This window comes from Jatrophihabitans sp. (genome assembly GCF_051960575.1).
Classification (GTDB): Bacteria; Actinomycetota; Actinomycetes; order Mycobacteriales; family Jatrophihabitantaceae; genus JBQCEE01.
On record NZ_JBQCEE010000253.1, the window covers coordinates 33,380 to 51,365 of the forward strand.

Consider the following 17,986-nt stretch of genomic DNA (forward strand, 5'->3'; position numbering starts at 1 on the left):
CGCCGCGCCGATTGGTGATGCTGAGTCAGGTGGACAGCGCCGCGCTCCGAGCCTTCGCCGCGGGACTGCGCGCGCGTGCCCGACGGTCGGACGTCTTCGTCGTCGCGGCAGCCCTCACCTGCTACGCCTCGTTCGGCCTGATCCCGCTGCTGGCCATCGGCACGCGCGTCGCGGCCGCCTGCTTCGGACGCCACGACGTCGCGCGCACCGCCGAAGGGCTCGCCCGCTACCTGCACGGGCCGCTCGGGCTCGGCGACCGCATCGTCGCGTTCGCGCACAGCGCGGCCGCGACCAGCTGGTGGACGGTGCTCGTCGCCCTCGTCCCCACCTCGCTCTACGCCGAGGGGATGGTGCGCAGCCTCGAACGGTTCTCGACCGCACCCGAGCGCAAGTCGCGCTGGGTGCGCGGACGCGTGCTCACCGGCGTCCTCGTCGCGATGGTGGTCGTCGGCGAGATCGTCCTCGTAGGGCTGCTGCGGCCGCTGCTCCTCGACCCCTTCGGCGACGGGCTCGGCGCGCGGCTGCTCGGCATCCTCGTCGCCTTCAACATCCTGTTCTTCGCGCTGCTCGCCGTGCTCGTCGTCGTCTACCGCTGGTTCGCCAGTGCCCGGCCGGGCGCACGGGCGCTGCTGATCAGCGGGTTCTGGACGGCCTCATGGCTGGCCAGCCAGACCCTCGCGTACGTGATCGTGGTGCGCGCGGTGTCCGGCTTCGACCACGCCTTCGGCGGGTACCGGCCGGCGGCAACGGTCGCCGCGATCGGCTTCCTCATCTACCTCGAGCACCTGGTGTTCCTGGTCGGGTACCTCGCCACGCTGCAGCTGCACGAACGCCGGCGCAGCGGCTCAGGCCGGGCCGACGAGATCGGCGACGACCGTGCCCGACAGCGCCACGAGCGGCAGGCCGCCGCCGGGGTGGGTCGAGCCGCCGACCAGGAACAGTCCCCGCGTGCGTGAGCGGTTCGCCGGTCTCCGCAGCGTCGACAACGCCCCGTGCTGCACCCGCCCGTAGATCGCACCGCCCGGCGCGAGCGTGTCGCGCGCGAGGTCGGCGGGCGTGCGCACCTCGCGGAACAGCACCCGGTCACGCACGTCGACGCCGCGCTTGGCCAGCAGTTCGAGCAGGTCGTCGGCGTACCGCTTTGCCACACCGGGCGCCGTCCAGTCGAAGGTGCCGGGCCCGCCCGGCTCACCCTGGCGGGGTGCGTTGACGAGCACGTACATCGCCTCGAACCCGCTCGGCGCGGCGTCGCCGGGCACGTTGAGGTAGAGCACCGGGTCGGCGACCGGACGCCCGGGCCGCCCGAAGACCGCGTCGAACTCGTCGCCGTAGGGCCGGTCGCCGAACAGCACGGTGTGGTGCGCGAGGCCCGGGGTGCGCCCGCGCAGGCCGAGCAGCAGCACGACGCCGCTGAGCGAGTCGGCCGGTGGTGCCGCGCGGTCGAGCCGATGCCGTTCGGTCAGCAACTGCCCGTAGACGCTGGACGCGTCGGCGTTCGCCACGACCACCTCCGCAGGCAGCCGGCGCCCGTCCGCCAGCCGCACCCCTGACACCCGGCCGCCGTCGGTCTCGATCGCCGTCACGCGGGTGCCGAGCCGAAGTCGTCCGCCGCGGTCGGCGACCCGATCGGCGAGCGCACCGGCGATGCGGTGCAGGCCGCCCGGCACGTACCAGGCGCCGTGCGCCGCCTCGAGGTAGGGCACGACCGCGAGGGCGGCCGGCGCACGCCGCGGGTCGGACCCCTCGTAGGTCGCGTACCGCTCGAGCATCCGCTGCTGCCGCTCGTCCAGGAACAGACTGCGCGCAACACTGCGCAACGTGCGCCCGGGAGCGACCGCCCGCAGGTCGCCGAGGTGCCGCAACCGGGCGGCCAGCCCGAAGGCGAGGCGCGGCGACAGCGGTGTGCGGAAGATCGGTTCCTCGACCGCGCGCCAGATCGCCGCGCCGCGGTCCATCAGCCGCTGCCACGCCGCGCCGGCGCCCGCCCCGAACGCCTCGTCCATAACCAGGCGTTGCGCCACCGCGTTGCTGACGGTGTCGACCTGCGCGCCGTCGGCGAAGCGGTGCCGCACGATCGTGTCGAGGCGCTGCAGCGGCAGCTCGAGCGCGTCACCGGTCGCGGCGAACAGTTCGTGGAAGACCTCGGGCAGCGTCAGCAGCGTCGGGCCGAGGTCGAAGCGGAACGTGCCCTGCTCGACCGTGACCGACCGCGACGCGAGCTTGCCGCCGACCGTCGGCGCGGCCTCGCAGACGGTGACGTCGTGCCCCGACGCCGCCAGCCGCGCGGCGGCGGTCAACCCGCCGACGCCCGCCCCGATGACCACGATCCTCGCCACGCCGCCTCCGTCCCGTTCGTCCCAAGGTTGCTACCGGTCCAGAGGCGGGCCCCAGACCACCGTGTGGTGGGTTCCGGCGCGTGTGGCGGGTTGTGACCCACCACTCGACGCAGAACCCACCACTCGGCAGCGGTCAGCAGCGGTCAGCTCTTCAGCACGACCACCTTCGCGCTGACCTGCGCGGTGCCGATGGCCAGGCCGGCCTTGAACAGGTTGGTCTTGAAGTAGCTGTTCAGCGCCGACGCCGCCGCGGCGGTGAGGGTGGCGCCCACGTTCGCGACGCCGACGTGCGTCGAGGACGCGGTGACCTTGGCGTGGCCGAGGTCGATGTTCAGCAGGTCGATGCGGGTCTTGGCCTGGTCGACGTACGCGGTGAGCTTGCCGCGCACGGTGTTGATGACGAAGTCGCGGACGGTGAGCTGCTTGCCGCCGGCGACGAAGGTCAGGCCGCCCATGTGGGTGATGCGTCCGCCGAGGGTCTTGGCGTTGACGAGGCCGCCGGTGATCGGGAACCCGATGCCGGACTTGAGGCTTCGGGCCTCGCTGGCGAGCCGCACCGACACATGATTGGCCGCCAGGGCCTGCGCGGTCGCCGGGGCGAGCTTGAGCATGGTCACGCCGCCGACCGGGACGACGTACGTGGTCGAAGCTGCGGCGGCGCGGGCCGGGGCGGTGGTGTGCGCGGCACCGGAGCCGGCCGCCAGGGCGGCGCCGGGGACGGCGACGGTCAGGGCGGCGCCGGCGACGAGCGCGGCGAGACGACGAGCGGGCATGACGTCCTCCTCGGGTCGGTCCTGCATCGATGCGCCGGCCCCTCGGCCGGCGACACCCCCTACTGCGTCCCGATCCCGCACCCCGGATGCACACCCGGCACAGATTGTCCGGGGTGCATCCGGCCGTGAACCGTCGGACGTAACACCGTCGAACCCGACAGGAGGGCCCGATGTCCGAGCGGCGGAAGGAGCGGTCGTGCTGCGTCCCCGGCGTGCCGCGTCACCCCTCGCCGAACCACGGGAGCGCGGCGTGACGACCGACGAGCAGCACCGGCGCGAGCTGGCCGACGCCTTCGTGGCCGGGCACGACTGGGCGTTGCGGGCGGCCTACGACGAGCACGGCCCGCTGGTGTACCGCCTCGCGCTGCGCACCCTGCAGGACGCGTCCGACGCCGAGGACGTCACCCAGGCGACGTTCGTCTCCGCCTGGCGCGGACGCGAGACCTTCGACCCCGTTCGCGGCTCGCTCGCCGGGTGGCTGGTCGGCATCGCCCGCCGCCGGGCGGTCGACGTGCTTCGTGCGCGCGCCCGCGAGGTGCGCGACCTCGCTGCGCTCACCGCCAATCTGCCGCCCACCCCGCCCGTCGGCGGTGACCCGGCCGATCGCGCCGTCGACGCCGTCGTGGTCGCGGACGAGCTCGCCGAGCTGCCCGAGAGCCAACGCCGGGTACTCGAACTCGCCTTCTTCGACGACCTCACCCATGATCAGATCGCGGCGGCCACGGGGCTGCCGCTCGGCACGGTGAAGAGCCACGCCCGGCGCGGCCTGCTCCGTCTTCGCACCCGATTGGAGGCAGCCGGTGTCGCCCTCGTCTGACCCCACCCCGCCCGCGGACGACCGCCGGTTCGCCGCGAGCGACGACCTGCACCGCCGCGCCTGGGACGAACTGCCGCACCTGGCGCTGCACAACCCGGTCGACGCCGAGCTCGCCGCCCACATCGAGACGTGCGATCTGTGCCAGGACGAGCTGCGCGCCTTCCGTGCGATCCGCGAGATCGCCCGGGTCGGCGCCGCCGACGACGGCACGCCCGGCCCGTCTCCACAGGTGTGGGAACGCATCCACGCCGCAGTGGCCGACGACGACCGCCCCGGCCGGACGGTCACGCCGACGGTCACCCCGCTGCGTCCGCGCCGGCGGTTGCTCGCTCCGCTGCTCGCGGCCGCCGCGGTCGTCGCGGCCGCGGGCATCGGCTGGGCCGTCGGCCACTCGCGCTCGGCACCGGCGAGCTCGACCGCGTCGGCCGACCTCGCCGCCCAGCCCGGCACGGCCGCGGCCGCGCACGGCGAGGCGACCATGCACGCGTCGCCCTACGGCCGGCAGATGACGGTGACGACGTCCGGACTGCCGGCGCCGCACGGCTACTACGAGGTCTGGCTCTACGACCCGAGCGCGAACAAGATGGTCGCCATCGGCACGCTCGGCGCGAAGGCTCGCGGCAGCTTCACCGTGCCCGAGGGCATCGACACTCAGGCCTACCACATCGTCGACGTCTCGGATCAGCGCTACAACGGCGACCCGAGCCACCAGACCAGCGTGTTGCGCGGCCAGATCACCCAGTGAGCGCGCGCGTCGCCGGATGGACCCGGCGGCGCCGCGGTGCCAGGCTCGCACGATGATCAGCGCGGTCTTCGGACGCGTCGAGGTGCTCGACCGGGCGATGCGCGCCCTCGGCGAGCACCGGGTCGTCGTGCTCGAGGGACCGGCCGGGATCGGCAAGACCGCCGTGCTGCGCGAGCTGGTGCGCCGGGCTCGGGAGGACGGTCGGACCGTGCTCGGCTGTGCGCCGACCGAGGCCGAGCACGACCTGCCGCTCGCGGCGATCGCCGACGTGCTGCAGCCGCTGCGCGAGCACGCCGAGCAGCTGCCCGGCCCGCAGCGCGCCGCCGTCGACGCGGCACTGCTGCTCGACGACGACCTCCAGGTCGACGAGCGGGCACTCGGGGCGGCCACGCGCACCCTGCTCAAGGACGCGCTGACGCGCGCGGCGAGCCGGGTGGTCGTGACAGTCGACGACGCGCCGTGGCTCGATCCGCCGAGCGAGCGCGCGCTGCGCTTCGCCGTGCGCCGGCTGCCCGGGCTCGCGATGGTGATCACGGCCCGCACCGACGGCACGGCCACCCTGCCGCTCGGCCTGGACGCGACCCCCGAGCGCGCCGAGCGGATCACGCTCACCCCGCTCGGCAGCGGACCCCTGCACCACCTCATCGCCGACCGTTTCGAGACCTCGCTCGGGCGCCCCCTGCTCGCGCGCATCGCGCACGACTCGGGTGGCAACCCGCTGCTCGCGGCCGAACTGGCCCGCGCCGTACTGCGGCTGCCGGTGCCGCCGGCACCCGGTGACGACCTCCCGGTCGCCGCGTCGTTGCAGGAGCTCGTCGCCGCGACACTCGGCGCGCTGCCCGATCCAGCGCAGCACGCCGTCGGTCTCGCGGCGCTGCTCACCACCCCGCGGCTCGGCGACCTCACCGCGGCCGGCGCGGACCTGCCGGCCCTCGAGGCGGCCGAGTCCGCCGGGCTGGTCACCGTCGACGTGACCGGGCGCGTGCGGTTCGCGCACCCGATGTACGCGGCCGCGGTGCGGTCGTCGCTGACCCCGACGGCGCGGCGGCGACTGCACGGCACGATCGCCGCCGCCACCCCCGACCCCGACGAACGAGCGCTGCACCTCGCGCGGGCGACCGTGCAGCCCGACGCCGGCATCGCCGACGACCTCGACGCCGCGGCCGCGCGGCGGCGCGCCCGTGGTGCGCCCGAACTGGCGGCCGGGCTCTACGACCGGGCAGCGGCGCTGACCCCGGCGGACGATCCCGACGGCGCAGCCCGACGGCGGCTGGCCGCCGCGCACTGCCGCTTCGACGCCGGCGACTACGGCACCGCGACAGCGCAGGCCGAACGGATGGCCGCCGACGCGACGGGTGACGCCCGTGCCGAGGCGTTGCTGCTGCGCGCCGCCGTCGCATGGAGCGCCGACGACGTGACCACGGCCGCACGGGCGGCGGGGCAGGCACTCGAGCACGTCGATCCCGCGTCGCCGCTGGCCGGGCGCATCCACGCCCATCTGGCGATCTTCGTCGACGACCCGTCCGTGGCGGGCGAGCACGCGAGCGCGGGCGCGCGGCTGCTGGCCGGGCGCCGCCACGACTCCCCGACACGGGGCCTGCTCGGCCAGAGCGACCGGTCGGTGCTCGCGTCCGCCCTGAGTCGCAGTTCTTCAACGAGGTGCGGGCCGGACAGCCGATCCGGCTGTCGCTGCTCGACGAGGCGCTGGCGCTCGAGGGTGACGAGCCGAGCTGGCTGGCCGGCACGATCCCGGCGATCTTCTGGAAGGGCATCGACGACCACGCCCGTGCCCGCGACCGCCTGCAGTGGATGCTCGACCGCGCCGTCGAGCTCGGCGACGAACCGTCGCAACACGAGTTGATGACCCATCTCGCCGAGACCGAGATCCAGGCCGGTCGCTACGTCGACGCGCGCCGGTGGGTCGACGCGGCGCGCGAGCTCGGGGCACAGCTCGCGTCCGGACTGGTCGCCGAGACCTGGCTCGGCGGGCTGCTCGACGCCTGCGTCGGCGAGCTCGAGGCCGCGGGTGCGACGGCGGCGGAGCAACTTCGGATCGCGGCCGAGACCGACGACTGGTGGCGGCGGCGCATCCATCTGCTGCTGGCGGGCAACGTCGCGCTGGCCGCGGGGCGCCCGGCCGAGGCGGCGTCCGCCTACACCGAGCTGGCCGCCGCCATCGATGCGCTCGGCCTGGTCGAACCGCTCGCCAGCCGCTTCGAGCCCGACTGGGTCGAGGCGTGCGTCGGCGCAGGCGACCCGGCGACCACCGAGCAGGCACTGCAGCGCCTGAGGCGCAGGCACGACCGGCTGCCGCGGCCGTGGACGGCGCTCGGGATCGCCCGCAGCACCGTGCTCGTCGAGGCCGCTGCCGGGCGCCCGGTCGACGACGCGCTCGCCGCCCTGGACGAGGCGTACGCCGCCCTGCCCGCCGACGTGGTGCCCCTCGAACGGGCCCGCTGCCTGCTCGTCGCCGGCATCGCCCACCGGCGGGCCCGCCGCAAGCGCGAGGCGCGCGAGCGTCTCGACGCAGCGGTCGCCGCGTTCGACGAGCTCGGTGCGGCGTCATGGGCCGCGCGGGCGCGTGCCGAACTCACCCGGCTCGGGGAGCGCGTCGCCGCCCCGCTCGAGCTGACCGCCACCGAGCACCGCGTCGCCCGGCTCGCGGCCGACGGACGCACCAACCGGGTCATCGCCGACACGCTGTTCATCAGCCCGAAGACGGTCGAGGCGAACCTCGCGCGCGTCTACCGCAAGCTCGGCATCACGTCCCGGGCCGAGCTCGGCGTCGCGCTCGCCGGCCGCCGCACCGAGGGGTGACCGACCCCGGCGCGTAGGGAATCCCCCGATTCCTCGCCGTCGCCGCGCTCCTAGCGTCCCGGACGTGTCCACTCGCCTCTTCGCCGTCGAGCGGTACGACGCGACCGGGGGGCACGTCGCGCCGCACGAACCGTTCCCGCGCCTGCCCGACCACCTCCGGGTGGCCGCGGTGATCCACCTGCCGGCGGACGAGGTCGTCATCGCGTTCGTCGAGGGCTGCGACGAGGCAGCTGTCAGCGTCGCGGTGGAGGCGGCGGGGTGGCGGGTGGACCGCATCAATCCGGCCGAATGGCTGCTCGGGACGGGGGACCCACGATGAGCTCGATGATCACCACCGCGGCCGCCCTGGCCGCGACCGCCCTGCTCGCCACGACGGCATGCAGCAGCGACGCGGTCGGCGGCACCGGCTCGGGTGCCGGCTCGCCGTCGGCGGCGCCCGTGTCGTCCGCCCCGGCACCGACGCCGAGCGAGTCGTTCGAGGATCCCGGCACGGCGGCCAAGAGCAATCCGTGCTCGCTGGTCACCCAGCAGGAGGCCGACGCCATCGCCGGCACGAAGCTGATGCCGAAGATGCGCGCCCAGCAGCTGTGCACCTTCGCCACCCCGACCAGCGGGGCCGTCGGCCAGCTCGAGGTCTACGTCGGCGACGGCGCCAAGAAGTACTACGACATCGACAAGATCGATCTCGGTCACACGTTCAGGACGGTGCCTGGCGTCGGCGACGAGGCGCACCTCGAGGACGGCGCGATCTTCGTCAAGGCGAAAGGCACCTGGGTCGGGCTGCGCCTGCTGCGACTGGACGACGTCGACACCGGCCCGTCGCTGATCAAGCTCGCCGGCATCGCCATCGGCCGGCTGGCATGAGGACGCGGCTGCTCACGCTCGTCGCGTCCCTGCTGCTCGCCGTCACCGCCTGCTCGTCGGGCAGCATCACGGGACAGGGCTCGCGCAGTGACACCCGCCGCGACACCACGTCGACCGGCACGCCGCAGCAACAGCAGGCGTTCGGCTACGGCGCGCGACCGACCGGCGTCGACTACCAGCCGGACGTCGTCGTGGTCGGGGGTGGCGCCGCGGCGGTCAGGGGGGCGACCGACGACGGGCTGACGTGGACGATCGACGCGCACGCCCCGAACGCCGGCCGGCTCAGGGTCGGGTCGGTGCTGCTGATGACGAGCATCGTGGCCGGCCGGGTGGTCGCGCTCACCGACGGCGCAGGCACGCGTCGGGTCACGATCGCCCCCGTGCAGCTGAACGAGGTGCTGCGCAACGGCCGGATCGACCTGCACCGGGCCATCGACCCGGCGACCGCACGCTTCCAGCTGGTACCCGGGCTGCAGATCGGGCCGTCCACACCGACGAAGGACGACCTGCCCAGCTCGTTCCGAGCGCAGGCCGTCACGGCCACGAAGCCGTTGCCGCCGCCGTCGATCTCCCCGTCGTTCACCATCGGCGAGTGGAAGGTCGGCCTGTCCTACAGCACCAAGAAGATCGGTGCGACGGTCGAGCACAACTCCACCGACGGGCTGAAGGCGGCCGTCGACATGTCCTTCAAGACCAAGAACCTGAGCATCGACGGCGCCTACGGCGTCAGCAACGGACGGACCACGTCGAGCGGATTCCGCATCAACGGCATCACCGGCTTCGAGCTCGGCTTCAGCGTCGGCGTCGGGGTGAAGAAGGATCTCGGGTCGAAGAAGGTCGCGCTGCTCCCGTCCGGACGGCTCAGCGTCACCCTCCCACCCGGGCCGGAGACCGCCTATCTCCCGATCACCTTCGCACTGAAGTACAAGATCAGTCTGAGCTTCGCGCTCGGCGGAGCCAACGCCACCCTGAACGGGCTCGGCGAGTACGGGCTCGCCGGCCCCATCGGCATCGCCCCGTCGGGCGACGTGCTCGCGCCGAAGGTCAGCGTCGTGCGCAGCCTCACCGACAGCCTGGCCGGGCTCTCGCTGGCGCCGAGCGGTGCGGTCTTCGCCGTCAACATCAAGGGGTCCGTCGGCGTCGGTCCGTCGCTGTTCAATGCCGGACCGAACGCCGGGGTCACCGTCGCGGTCGGCGTCACCTACGGCTCGGCACTCGGCGCCCCGCTGACACTCTGCAAGAGCGTCTTCCTCAACGTCGACATCTCCGGCGGCGCGAGCGTCGAGTTCGACTCGTCGCTGGTCGGGGTGCTGCAGAAGGTACTGCCGAACACCAAGCTCGAATTCGGGCTCGAGACCAAGAAACGCGTCGTCGACCTCTCGAGCGTGACACCCAAGATCCCGATCTGCGGAGCCTGACCTCGGCGGGAACGTCGGCGCCACGGGTGTCCGCGGCGCCGACGCTCTTTCCCCCGCTTCAGTTGGTCGAAGGCCGGGCCGCGGAGTCAGGACCACAGGCTCAACGTTCGTTGAGCCGAGTCGGGACGGCGCGACACCGGTCGGATGAGGGGATTCGCAGAGGCTGGGATTGAGCCCCACCAAGCACAGGAAGCGGCTGGCGAAGGGTTAGCGCCGAGCGATGTTCCACACACTAGACATACGAGTCGATCTTGGTCAAGTCCGGGTGAACTGGCCCAGCGGACGCCGGGGTGACATGGTGTCGGCATGGCTGAACTGACCGGCAAGGTCGTCCTCATCACCGGCGCGGCGCGCGGCATCGGCGCCGGCCTCGCACAGGCCCTGGCGAAGCGGGGCTGCCGGTTGGTGCTGCTCGACGTCGACGGCGCGCCGCTGCAGGAGCTTGCCGCGTCGCTCGGCGAGTGCGCGGTCGGCATCGTCGCCGACGTGACCGACCTCGGTTCGGTGCAGGCCGCGGTCGACCAGGGCGTCGAGCGCTTCGGCGGCATCGACATCGTCGTCGCGAACGCGGGCATCGCCAGCTACGGATCGGTGCTGCAGGTCGACCCGGCCACCTTCCGCCGTGTCATCGACATCAACGTCAACGGCGTGTTCCACACGGTGCGCGCCGCGCTGCCGTCGGTGATCGAGCGACGCGGGTACGTGCTCGTCGTGTCGTCGCTCGCGGCCTTCGCCGCCGCGCCGGGTCTCGCGGCCTACAACGCGTCGAAGGCGGGCGTCGAGCACTTCGGCAATGCGCTGCGCCTCGAGGTCGCCCACCACGGCGTCGACGTCGGCACCGCGCACATGTCGTGGATCGACACCCCGCTGGTGCAGGACGCCAAGGACGACCTCGGCGCCTTCAACGACATGCTCGCCGCGCTGCCCGGCCCGTTGGGCCGGACGACCTCGCTGGCCAAGTGCATCGACGCGTTCGTCGCGGGCATCGCCGGCCGCAAGCGCCGCATCTACGTGCCGCGCTGGGTCGCCGTCATGCACGGACTGCGCGTGCTGCTCGCGTCCAAGGCGGGCGATCAGGCGACGCTGCAGAAGGCGCCGGCGATGCTCGAGAAGATGGACGCGGAGGTCGCCGCCCTCGGCCGGTCGACGAGCGCCCGCAACACCGCCGTCGACAACGCGCGGTCGTGACCCGGCTCAGCCGTCGTAGGCGGCCCGCAGCGCGGCGATGTCGAACTTCTTCATCTGCATGAACGCGGCGACGACGCGCTGCGACTGCTCGGGCGTGCCCGAGCCCATCAGCTCGCCGAACTCGGCCGGGATGATCTGCCACGAGACGCCCCAGCGGTCCTTGCACCAGCCGCACGCTTCGGCCTCGGGGACAGCCGACAGCGCGTCCCAGGGGTGGTCGATCTCGGCCTGGTCGGCGCAGCTCACGACCAGCGAGACGGCCTCGTTGAAGCCCCACTGGTGGCCGCGACCGCCGTCCATCGCGGCGAGCCAAGAGTCGCCGAGGCGGAAGTCGGAGTACATGATCGTGCCCGGCTCGCTCCGTTCGACACCTTCTGGGTAGCGCGCGATCGTCCCGCGCTCGGCGTCACCGAAGATCTTGATGTAGGCGTCGGTCGCCTCCTCGGCCTGGCCGGACACGTCGTTGACGAAGGTCAGCGCGGGGGTGATCCGCGGGCGCGGGTCGCCCTCGGGGTTGGTCACCATGAGCTGCCACGAGACACCGAAGCGGTCGGCCACCCAGCCGTAGCGGCGACTGAACGGGTACTCGCCGACGTCCATCATCACGGTGCCGCCGTCGGTGAGCCGCGCCCACACCTGGTCGAGCAGGTCGGCGTCCTGCTCGAAGTTGACGATGAACGAGATCGCCGGCGTGATCGTGAACCGCGGACCGGCGCTGATCGCCATGAAGTCCTGACCCCACACCCGGAAGGTCACGACCTCGGTCTCGCCGTCCGGGGTGTCGCCGATGACCGAGCTGCTGGTCAGCCCCGAGTCGGGGAAGACCTCGCCGTAGAACTCGGCGGCCTCGCGGGCCTGCCGGTCGAACCAGAGGTGCGGCGTGATGGTGGACATGAGGCCTCCTGCGGTCGAGTCGATCGATGACACCAGCTATGACCCGCCGGCGGAAGAGGATTCATCGGTCGCGGCCGAGGATCTTCGAGCCGGACGAGTGTGGCGGACGCAGCGCGCCGCGCCTCGGGCGTCCGGGCGAGCACGCGGGCTGGGACGATGGTGACCATGACCCCGACGTGCCCCCGCTGCGGCAGCGACGCCGCCGTCACCTGGACCACCGACGCCGCCGGCACCCACTACACGTGCCGGTTCAGCCACAACGGCGAGGGCGCGGTCACGTGGACGGTCGCGGCGCCCGCGAAGAAGTCGGCGGCCCGCGCGACTGGCACGCGCACGACGACCAGCCGCGCGACCACGACGCGCACGGCGACCACCCGCTCGACGGCCCCGCGCAGCAGCACGAGCGCCCGGCCGAGCGCTCCTGCTGCACCCCGGGTCACCATGTCGGTGAACGACCGCGGCATCGCCGCCGTGGTCAAGGAGGTCACCGAGCGGGGCGGCCAGGCCCGCGTCGTCCAGGACGGCAACCGCCGCGAGGTCGTCGTCACCGGCCCGGGCGGTGAGGGCGAGGTGCGGCTCGTCGTGCGCGCCCGCACGGCCGGCGACTGGCAGACCCGCGCCAGCTACGGCACTCCCATGGCCGAGGACGAACACCCGCGGGCGTTCTGGGTGCTCGTGCACCTCGGCCCCGGCCCGGCCGTGCGCAGCTACGTCGTCCCCGAGTGGTGGATGCTGAACGACATCAGCGAGAAGCACGACGAGTACCTCGCCTTCCGCAGCGGCACCCGGCCGGTGAACCCCGACTCCGACCACCACTCGATCGCGACCAACCGGGTCGAGCAGTGGCTCGAGCGGTGGGATCAGATCCCGGTGCTGCCCAGCCCGGCCGGCGCCGTGACCGACGCGGACTCGGACGGCCCCGCGAACGACGTCGACCTCGCCTGAGCATGTCCACGGCCAGCGCTGCTCGGGAAGCAATTCGTCGCGCTGGTCGATAGGGTCTGCCCGCGCAGACGGGGCAAGCCCGTCCGTACTGCGTTCGCTCGCGATCATGTGCAGACACGCCGACGTCCCGCGCGCGCCGTGCACACGATCGGAAGCCCGCTCGCGATCATGTGCAGACACGCCACAGTCCTGCGCGCGCCGTGCACACGATCGCAACCCCGCTCTCGATCATGTGCAGACACGCCGACGTCCCGCGCGCGCCGTGCACATGATCGGAAGCCCGCTCGCGATCATGTGCAGACACACCGCAGTTCCGCGCGCGTCCTGCACACGATCGCCGCGGCGCACCAGGCAGTGGGACGCGACCGGCCGGCGCGAACGGGAAACGTCCGCCGCCCCGCCCCGCCCCGCCCCGCCCAGCCGGCGCGGGCAGACCCTATGCACCCGCACCAGACACACCCGTCGGCCAACCGCCCCGTCGACGCGGGCAGACGCCGGACGCGCCTGCTTCGCGCCGTCGATCAGGACGGCAGCTGGTGCAGGCAGAGCACGTTGCCGTCGGGGTCGAGGAACCAGGCGGCCTTCTGCCCGTCGCGCTCGGCGATGTGGTCGACGGTCGTCAGACCGGGCAGGTCGTAGTCCTGGAAGCTGACACCGCGCGACTCGAGCTCCTTGATCTCGCCGACGATGTCGTCGACCTCGAAGGACATCTCGGTGCGTCCGGACGCCGTCGCTGTGGGGTCGACCCGCAGCGCGAGGCCACCGGCGCGCAGCGAGAAGAGCTCCTCGTCGGTCGCCTGCCGCCCCTCGTACTTCAGACCGAGCCGGTCGCGGTAGAACTCGACCGCGCGCTCGCCGTCGCGCACCATCAGGATCGTCGTCGCCGTCGTGTCGCTGAGCATGGCCGCCTCCAGGTCGTGATGGCGGCGCAGCGTAGCCCTCGGGCCGAGCCGTGCGACAGCGGTCGAGCGAAGGGTCGGCACGCAAGCGCCGGGTCGCTCGCAGCGACAGTCAGCCTGCGGAGGCAGCGCGTCCCTCGGCGAAGAACGCCGCGACGTCGGCGGCCCGGCCGAGCTCGCGCAGTGGACGCGCGGCCCCGAACGGCGCGTTCCAGAACCCGCCCGGCGGCACGGGGTGCACGCCGACGTACGCGTACGGCTCGGGCACGAAGCCGTCGCCGGGCGACACCCCGTAGTTGACCTCGTCGATGCGGATCGCCACGTCGAAGTGCTCGGGCCACAGCACGGGCGTCTCGTCCGGTGCGAACTCGCGCAGCGCGGCGTCGCCGGTGATCAGCGCGGCGAGGACGATGCCGGCGGCGTCCGGGTCGACGGTGAGCGTGTCGTCGAGTCCGACGCCCGAGCCGTCCTCGTAGAGACCCTCCGGCCGCCCCGGCTCGAGTCCGAGCGCGAAGCCGAGGCGCCGCACCGTCCCGGCGACGGGGCACGTGCGATCACCCGCGCTCACCTCCGCACCCGCGAGACGGACGGCCGGGTCAGCGACGGTGGCGAACCCGTCCGCCGTCACGGCGAGCCGGATGCGTCCGCTCGCCCGGTACTGCGGCCCCGCCAGCAGGTGCTCGGCCACGGCGTGCAGCGCGCGGCGCGTCGGCTCGAGGTCGGTCTCGCTCACGCTCGTCCCCCGTCGTCGGTGTCGGCACGACTATCGCGCGGCCGACATCCCGCCGCCAGGGTCGATCAGGGACGCGAGGGGAAGATGCCCTGCAACGCGATGATGAACGTGACGGCGAGGTAGGGCGGCATGTTGTTGTGCGGCTGGTTACCGCCGGCGAGGGCCAGCGCGTTCGCGTTCATCACCACGTCGGGCGCGCCGGTCGAGTAGAGGTTCTGCGCGGCCCGTCCGAACCTCGCGGGCGCCCAGGTCGTCAGGGCGGCCGGCGACGTCAGATCTCCGTTGGACGAGACGGCCGTCGCCTGGTGGGTGTGCGACGGCATCTCGCCCACGAGCAGGCCCACCGCCTCGGCCCCGCCCGTCTCGCCGAGGACGCGATCCGACAGCCCGGGGCCCTGGCCCTGGCCGACGGGCACGCTGCCGTTGAGGTTCGGCAGCGCGAAGTTCGACGTGCCGTTGCCGCCGTAGTAGGTGCCGAGCAGCGAGAACAGCGCGGTGTTCTGGCTGATCGGCAGCAGCTGGCCGGCGCAGAACGCCCAGCCGTAGGGCGCGTAGCTGCCGGCGAACATGCGGATCTCGCCGAGGAAAGGATCGGTCATGGAGGTCTCCTGCGGACGAGCCGGGTCAGTTCTGCGACGGGAAGATGCCCTGGAGCGCGATGATGTAGTTCAGGACGAGGTACGGCGGGCGGTTCTCGTGTGCCTGGCCGCCCCCCGCCGAACCCAGCGCACCCGGGGCCATCGCGACGTCGGAGGCCGAGGCGAACATCGCCGCGCCGTTCTGCGCCCAGACGGCCCCCGCGGGGCTGCTGCCGGGGTTGCTTGCCGTGTCCGACGCCTGCGCGAGGTGGTTGTGCGCGGGCAGCTCGTTCAGCGTCAACGTGTGCAGCTCCTCGCCGGCCATCTCACCGAGCGGGTGCTGCGCGTCGTAGGCCAGCGCCACGCGCCCCTGCAGGTTCGGCAGCGCGAAGTTGGTCTGACCGTTGCCGCCGTAGAACGTGCCGAGGATCGAGAACAGCGCCTGGTTCTGGTTGATCGGCAGCAGCTGGCCGTTGCAGAACGCCCAGCCCTTCGGCGGGAAGTTGAACGAGACCAGTTTGATCTCGCCGATGTACGGGTCTGACACGAAGCACTCCTCGCGCGGATCGTGGCGTCAGCTCGGTGACGGGTAGATGCCTTCGGTGGCGATGATGAAGTTGATGACCAGGAACGGCGGCATGTTCTCGTGCGGCTGGTTGCCGCCGGTGTACGAGACCGCCGCGGCCGACATCGCCGTGTCGGGGGTCTGGTCGCTGTAGGCGTCGTAGGTGCTGCCGGCCCAGACTGCGTTCGACGGGGACGCGGTGGTGCCCGGCCCCGACGCGGCGCGCAGCCCGTGCGTGTGCTGCGGAATCTGGCTCGCCGTCAGCTGCACCTGCTCGGCACCGCCGGTCTGGCCGAGCGCGTACCCCGAGCCCTGGTGCACCGGCACGCGCGACTGCAGGTCGGGCAGCGCGAAGGTGCTCTGCCCGTCGCCGCCGTAGGTCGTGCCGATGAGGTTGAACAGCGCGTCGTACTGGTCGATCGGCAGCAGCTGTCCCTGGCAGAACAACCAGCCGACGGGGGCGAAGTTGCCGCCGAACATGCGGATCTCGCCGATGAAGGGGGTGCTCATCGCGCCGCCTCGCTCTCGTGCACGGGTCGGTCCAGGTCGGACGACGATGCAGGCCGGTGCATCGCGAGGTGACCGCCGCCCTGATGGCCCACCTCGACGAAGCCCGTCGAGCGGTACAGCGCGATCGCGGCGTCGTTCTCGCGCCACACCTGCAGCTCGATCGGCAGACCCGTGCTCGCGAGCCGCCCGAGCACCACGCGCGCGATGCCCCGGCGCCGGTGCGCAGCACGCACGGCGAGGTCGAGCAGGTGCAGCCGACCGTCCTCAACACTTGTCCAGACACGGCCGACCGGCGCACCATCGAGCAGCACGATCTCGTCGACGGCCGCAGGGTGCAGCAAGCGGTACTGCCATCGCTGGGCCAGCAGCTGCTGGTCGACCACCATCGGCGGCAACAGGTCGAACCCCGGACGTGACTCGACGAACAGGTCGCGCAGGAACGGCAGGTCGGCCTGTGTCACCGGCCGGGTCTCGAGGGTGCGTTGTGCGGTCATGTCAGTGCGCCCGATTGACGATGGCGTGGGTGCTGCGTCCGCCGCCGGTCACGAACAGCGAGTGCGTGCGCACGCCGCGCCGCTGCACGGTGTAGGTGCCGTCGGGGATGTGCCCGCGCAGGCTGGTGAACACCAGCGAGAAGCACTGCTCGCGGTGCTTGGTGCCGGCGTGCGGCAGGTTGCGGATCGCCGTCAGCCGCGCGCGGTAGGCGTGCGTGCCGTGCCGCAGCACGAACACCTTGCCGACGGACGCGCGGTAGTGCCGCCGTGCCGGGGCGGGCGCCGTCGCTGCGTCGGCGACACCCTCACTCGTCCCCACCACCGCAAGGCCGACCACACCGAGACCGCCGGCCAGGAACGTCCGCCGCGTCGTCGCGGTCATCTCCACCTCATCACTCATGGCGCGATCCGGATCTTGACGAGGTGCATGGTGCGCCCGACCAGCACGCCGAGGTACCAGTACGGGTGTGACCTCAACGCCCGTTGCATGTAGACACCCAAGGTCCAGCGGTTGCGTCCGGCGGCGTGGAAGGCCTGGTCGCGCTTCGTCGGTCGGGCCGGGACGACCGCGGCGTCGTAGAAGTGCGGCTGCACGCTCACGCCCTGCACGACGAGCGTGTAGGCGTGTCCGACGTGCACCGTGAAGGCGCCGTCGACGAACGGCGCCCCGGCGAGCGCGTACCCCTGCACGGTGACCGTCACCGTGGCCGTCGCGGTGTTGCCCGCCTTGTCGACGGCGGTGGCACGGTAGGTGGTGCGGCCGTTGCGCACGCTGCTGGTGAGGGTGCACCGCGCGACACCCGAGAGCGTGTCGCTCGCCGAGCAGCGTGCCCGCGGTGCGCTCGGGTACGTCGCACCGTTGCGCACGCCCGCGATCGAGACCCGCGGACGCACGGTGTCGATGTCGATCCCGGTGACCGACGCCGTCGCCGCACCGCCGTCGGCCGCCATGATCGTGCCGCTGACCGACTGGCCTGCGCCGTCGTGCGTGAGCGTCACGGCGACGGGGCACGGCGTCGTGAGCGCGGCGCCCTGCGGCGTGCAGGTGAAGGTGACGGTCACCGCGGCGTGGTACCAGCCGTACGACGAGCGCGGGCTGCTGCTCTGCACGTGCGCGGTGATCAGCGGATCGCGGCGCGTGGTCGACACCGACGACGCGGCGAAGTCGGTGTCGCCGTTGTACGCGGCGGCGACCGTGTTCGCCCGGCCGGTGGGCACGGTGTAGGTCAGCGTGGCCGTGCCGCCCGACAGGGTGGCGGTGCCGACCGGGACGCCGCCGACGGCGAAGGTGACCGTGCCGGTCGGCGTGCCCGTGCCAGGAGCGACCGGGGTGACGGTCGCCGAGAGGTCGTGCGCATGCACCGTCACGGTCGTCGACGTGGCGGCCTGCGAGACGACCAGGCTCGTACT

21 protein-coding genes are annotated in these 17,986 nt (G+C 72.9%); 10 read left to right on the forward strand and 11 right to left on the reverse strand.

Annotated elements, in window-relative coordinates; genetic code table 11:
* Nucleotides 1-29: 29 nt before the first annotated feature.
* Entirely contained in the window at nt 30-956 is a 927-nt protein-coding gene (locus ACTHMS_RS14215) for a YhjD/YihY/BrkB family envelope integrity protein (protein ID WP_440307329.1), read from the forward strand.
* Here ACTHMS_RS14215 and ACTHMS_RS14220 read toward each other — a convergent pair.
* Both ACTHMS_RS14220 and ACTHMS_RS14225 read right to left on the reverse strand, forming a co-directional pair.
* Nucleotides 846-2,336 carry a phytoene desaturase family protein gene (locus tag ACTHMS_RS14220; protein ID WP_440307330.1) on the reverse strand — a complete coding sequence of 497 codons (1,491 nt, stop codon included), beginning with the start codon at nt 2,334-2,336 and terminating at the stop codon, nt 846-848. The genes ACTHMS_RS14215 and ACTHMS_RS14220 overlap by 111 nt on opposite strands.
* A 143-nt stretch (nt 2,337-2,479) precedes the next feature.
* Nucleotides 2,480-3,109: a hypothetical protein gene (locus ACTHMS_RS14225; RefSeq protein ID WP_440307331.1), complete on the reverse strand. Its 630-nt coding sequence runs from the start codon at nt 3,107-3,109 to the stop codon at nt 2,480-2,482.
* 250 nt (nt 3,110-3,359) lie between these two features.
* On the opposite strand from ACTHMS_RS14225, the gene ACTHMS_RS14230 reads away from it, so the two are divergent.
* The 8 genes from ACTHMS_RS14230 to ACTHMS_RS14265 all read left to right on the forward strand — a co-directional run bounded on the left by ACTHMS_RS14230 (nt 3,360) and on the right by ACTHMS_RS14265 (nt 10,958).
* A complete protein-coding gene (locus tag ACTHMS_RS14230) occupies nt 3,360-3,926 on the forward strand; it encodes an RNA polymerase sigma factor (protein WP_440307348.1) in 567 nt (188 codons plus the stop codon).
* Nucleotides 3,910-4,671 (forward strand): anti-sigma factor, encoded by a 762-nt coding sequence (locus ACTHMS_RS14235; RefSeq protein ID WP_440307332.1) that lies wholly within the window; start codon nt 3,910-3,912, stop codon nt 4,669-4,671. Before ACTHMS_RS14230 ends, ACTHMS_RS14235 begins: the two co-directional genes overlap by 17 nt.
* A 52-nt stretch (nt 4,672-4,723) precedes the next feature.
* Complete coding sequence (locus ACTHMS_RS14240) at nt 4,724-6,532, forward strand: AAA family ATPase (protein WP_440307333.1); 1,809 nt, start codon at nt 4,724-4,726, stop codon at nt 6,530-6,532.
* On the forward strand, nt 6,532-7,488 hold the full coding sequence (locus tag ACTHMS_RS14245) for a helix-turn-helix transcriptional regulator (RefSeq protein ID WP_440307349.1): 957 nt from the start codon (nt 6,532-6,534) through the stop codon (nt 7,486-7,488). Before ACTHMS_RS14240 ends, ACTHMS_RS14245 begins: the two co-directional genes overlap by 1 nt.
* A gap of 64 nt (nt 7,489-7,552) precedes the next feature.
* Entirely contained in the window at nt 7,553-7,807 is a 255-nt protein-coding gene (locus ACTHMS_RS14250; RefSeq protein ID WP_440307334.1) for a hypothetical protein, read from the forward strand.
* Nucleotides 7,808-7,812: 5 nt separating this feature from the next.
* Entirely contained in the window at nt 7,813-8,352 is a 540-nt protein-coding gene (locus ACTHMS_RS14255) for a hypothetical protein (RefSeq protein WP_440307335.1), read from the forward strand.
* Nucleotides 8,349-9,770: a hypothetical protein gene (locus ACTHMS_RS14260; RefSeq protein WP_440307336.1), complete on the forward strand. Its 1,422-nt coding sequence runs from the start codon at nt 8,349-8,351 to the stop codon at nt 9,768-9,770. The genes ACTHMS_RS14255 and ACTHMS_RS14260 overlap by 4 nt, the downstream gene beginning before the upstream one ends.
* Before the next feature lie 306 nt (nt 9,771-10,076).
* Nucleotides 10,077-10,958 (forward strand): SDR family oxidoreductase, encoded by an 882-nt coding sequence (locus tag ACTHMS_RS14265; protein ID WP_440307337.1) that lies wholly within the window; start codon nt 10,077-10,079, stop codon nt 10,956-10,958.
* A gap of 6 nt (nt 10,959-10,964) precedes the next feature.
* Here ACTHMS_RS14265 and ACTHMS_RS14270 read toward each other — a convergent pair whose 3' ends face one another.
* The gene (locus ACTHMS_RS14270; protein WP_440307338.1) at nt 10,965-11,852 is read right to left on the reverse strand and encodes a VOC family protein; all 888 of its coding nucleotides are present in this window, start codon (nt 11,850-11,852) and stop codon (nt 10,965-10,967) included.
* 165 nt (nt 11,853-12,017) lie between these two features.
* Here ACTHMS_RS14270 and ACTHMS_RS14275 point away from each other — a divergent pair, with 165 nt between their 5' ends.
* A complete protein-coding gene (locus ACTHMS_RS14275; protein WP_440307339.1) occupies nt 12,018-12,797 on the forward strand; it encodes a hypothetical protein in 780 nt (259 codons plus the stop codon).
* A gap of 521 nt (nt 12,798-13,318) precedes the next feature.
* Here the strand turns inward: ACTHMS_RS14275 and ACTHMS_RS14280 are convergent.
* The 8 genes from ACTHMS_RS14280 to ACTHMS_RS14315 all read right to left on the reverse strand — a co-directional run.
* The gene (locus ACTHMS_RS14280; protein ID WP_440307340.1) at nt 13,319-13,699 is read right to left on the reverse strand and encodes a VOC family protein; all 381 of its coding nucleotides are present in this window, start codon (nt 13,697-13,699) and stop codon (nt 13,319-13,321) included.
* A 109-nt stretch (nt 13,700-13,808) separates the two neighbouring features.
* A complete protein-coding gene (locus ACTHMS_RS14285; RefSeq protein ID WP_440307341.1) occupies nt 13,809-14,429 on the reverse strand; it encodes a hypothetical protein in 621 nt (206 codons plus the stop codon).
* A 65-nt stretch (nt 14,430-14,494) separates the two neighbouring features.
* Complete coding sequence (locus ACTHMS_RS14290; RefSeq protein ID WP_440307342.1) at nt 14,495-15,028, reverse strand: phage tail protein; 534 nt, start codon at nt 15,026-15,028, stop codon at nt 14,495-14,497.
* Nucleotides 15,029-15,053: 25 nt separating this feature from the next.
* On the reverse strand, nt 15,054-15,554 hold the full coding sequence (locus ACTHMS_RS14295) for a phage tail protein (protein WP_440307343.1): 501 nt from the start codon (nt 15,552-15,554) through the stop codon (nt 15,054-15,056).
* 27 nt (nt 15,555-15,581) lie between these two features.
* Complete coding sequence (locus ACTHMS_RS14300; protein WP_440307344.1) at nt 15,582-16,082, reverse strand: phage tail protein; 501 nt, start codon at nt 16,080-16,082, stop codon at nt 15,582-15,584.
* Complete coding sequence (locus ACTHMS_RS14305) at nt 16,079-16,576, reverse strand: GNAT family N-acetyltransferase (protein WP_440307345.1); 498 nt, start codon at nt 16,574-16,576, stop codon at nt 16,079-16,081. Before ACTHMS_RS14305 ends, ACTHMS_RS14300 begins: the two co-directional genes overlap by 4 nt.
* Nucleotide 16,577: 1 nt before the next feature.
* Nucleotides 16,578-16,976 (reverse strand): DUF6916 family protein, encoded by a 399-nt coding sequence (locus ACTHMS_RS14310; RefSeq protein ID WP_440307346.1) that lies wholly within the window; start codon nt 16,974-16,976, stop codon nt 16,578-16,580.
* Nucleotides 16,973-17,986: Ig-like domain-containing protein (locus ACTHMS_RS14315; RefSeq protein WP_440307347.1), on the reverse strand; the 1,014-nt coding region annotated here is incomplete at its 5' end. The genes ACTHMS_RS14315 and ACTHMS_RS14310, both read right to left, overlap by 4 nt.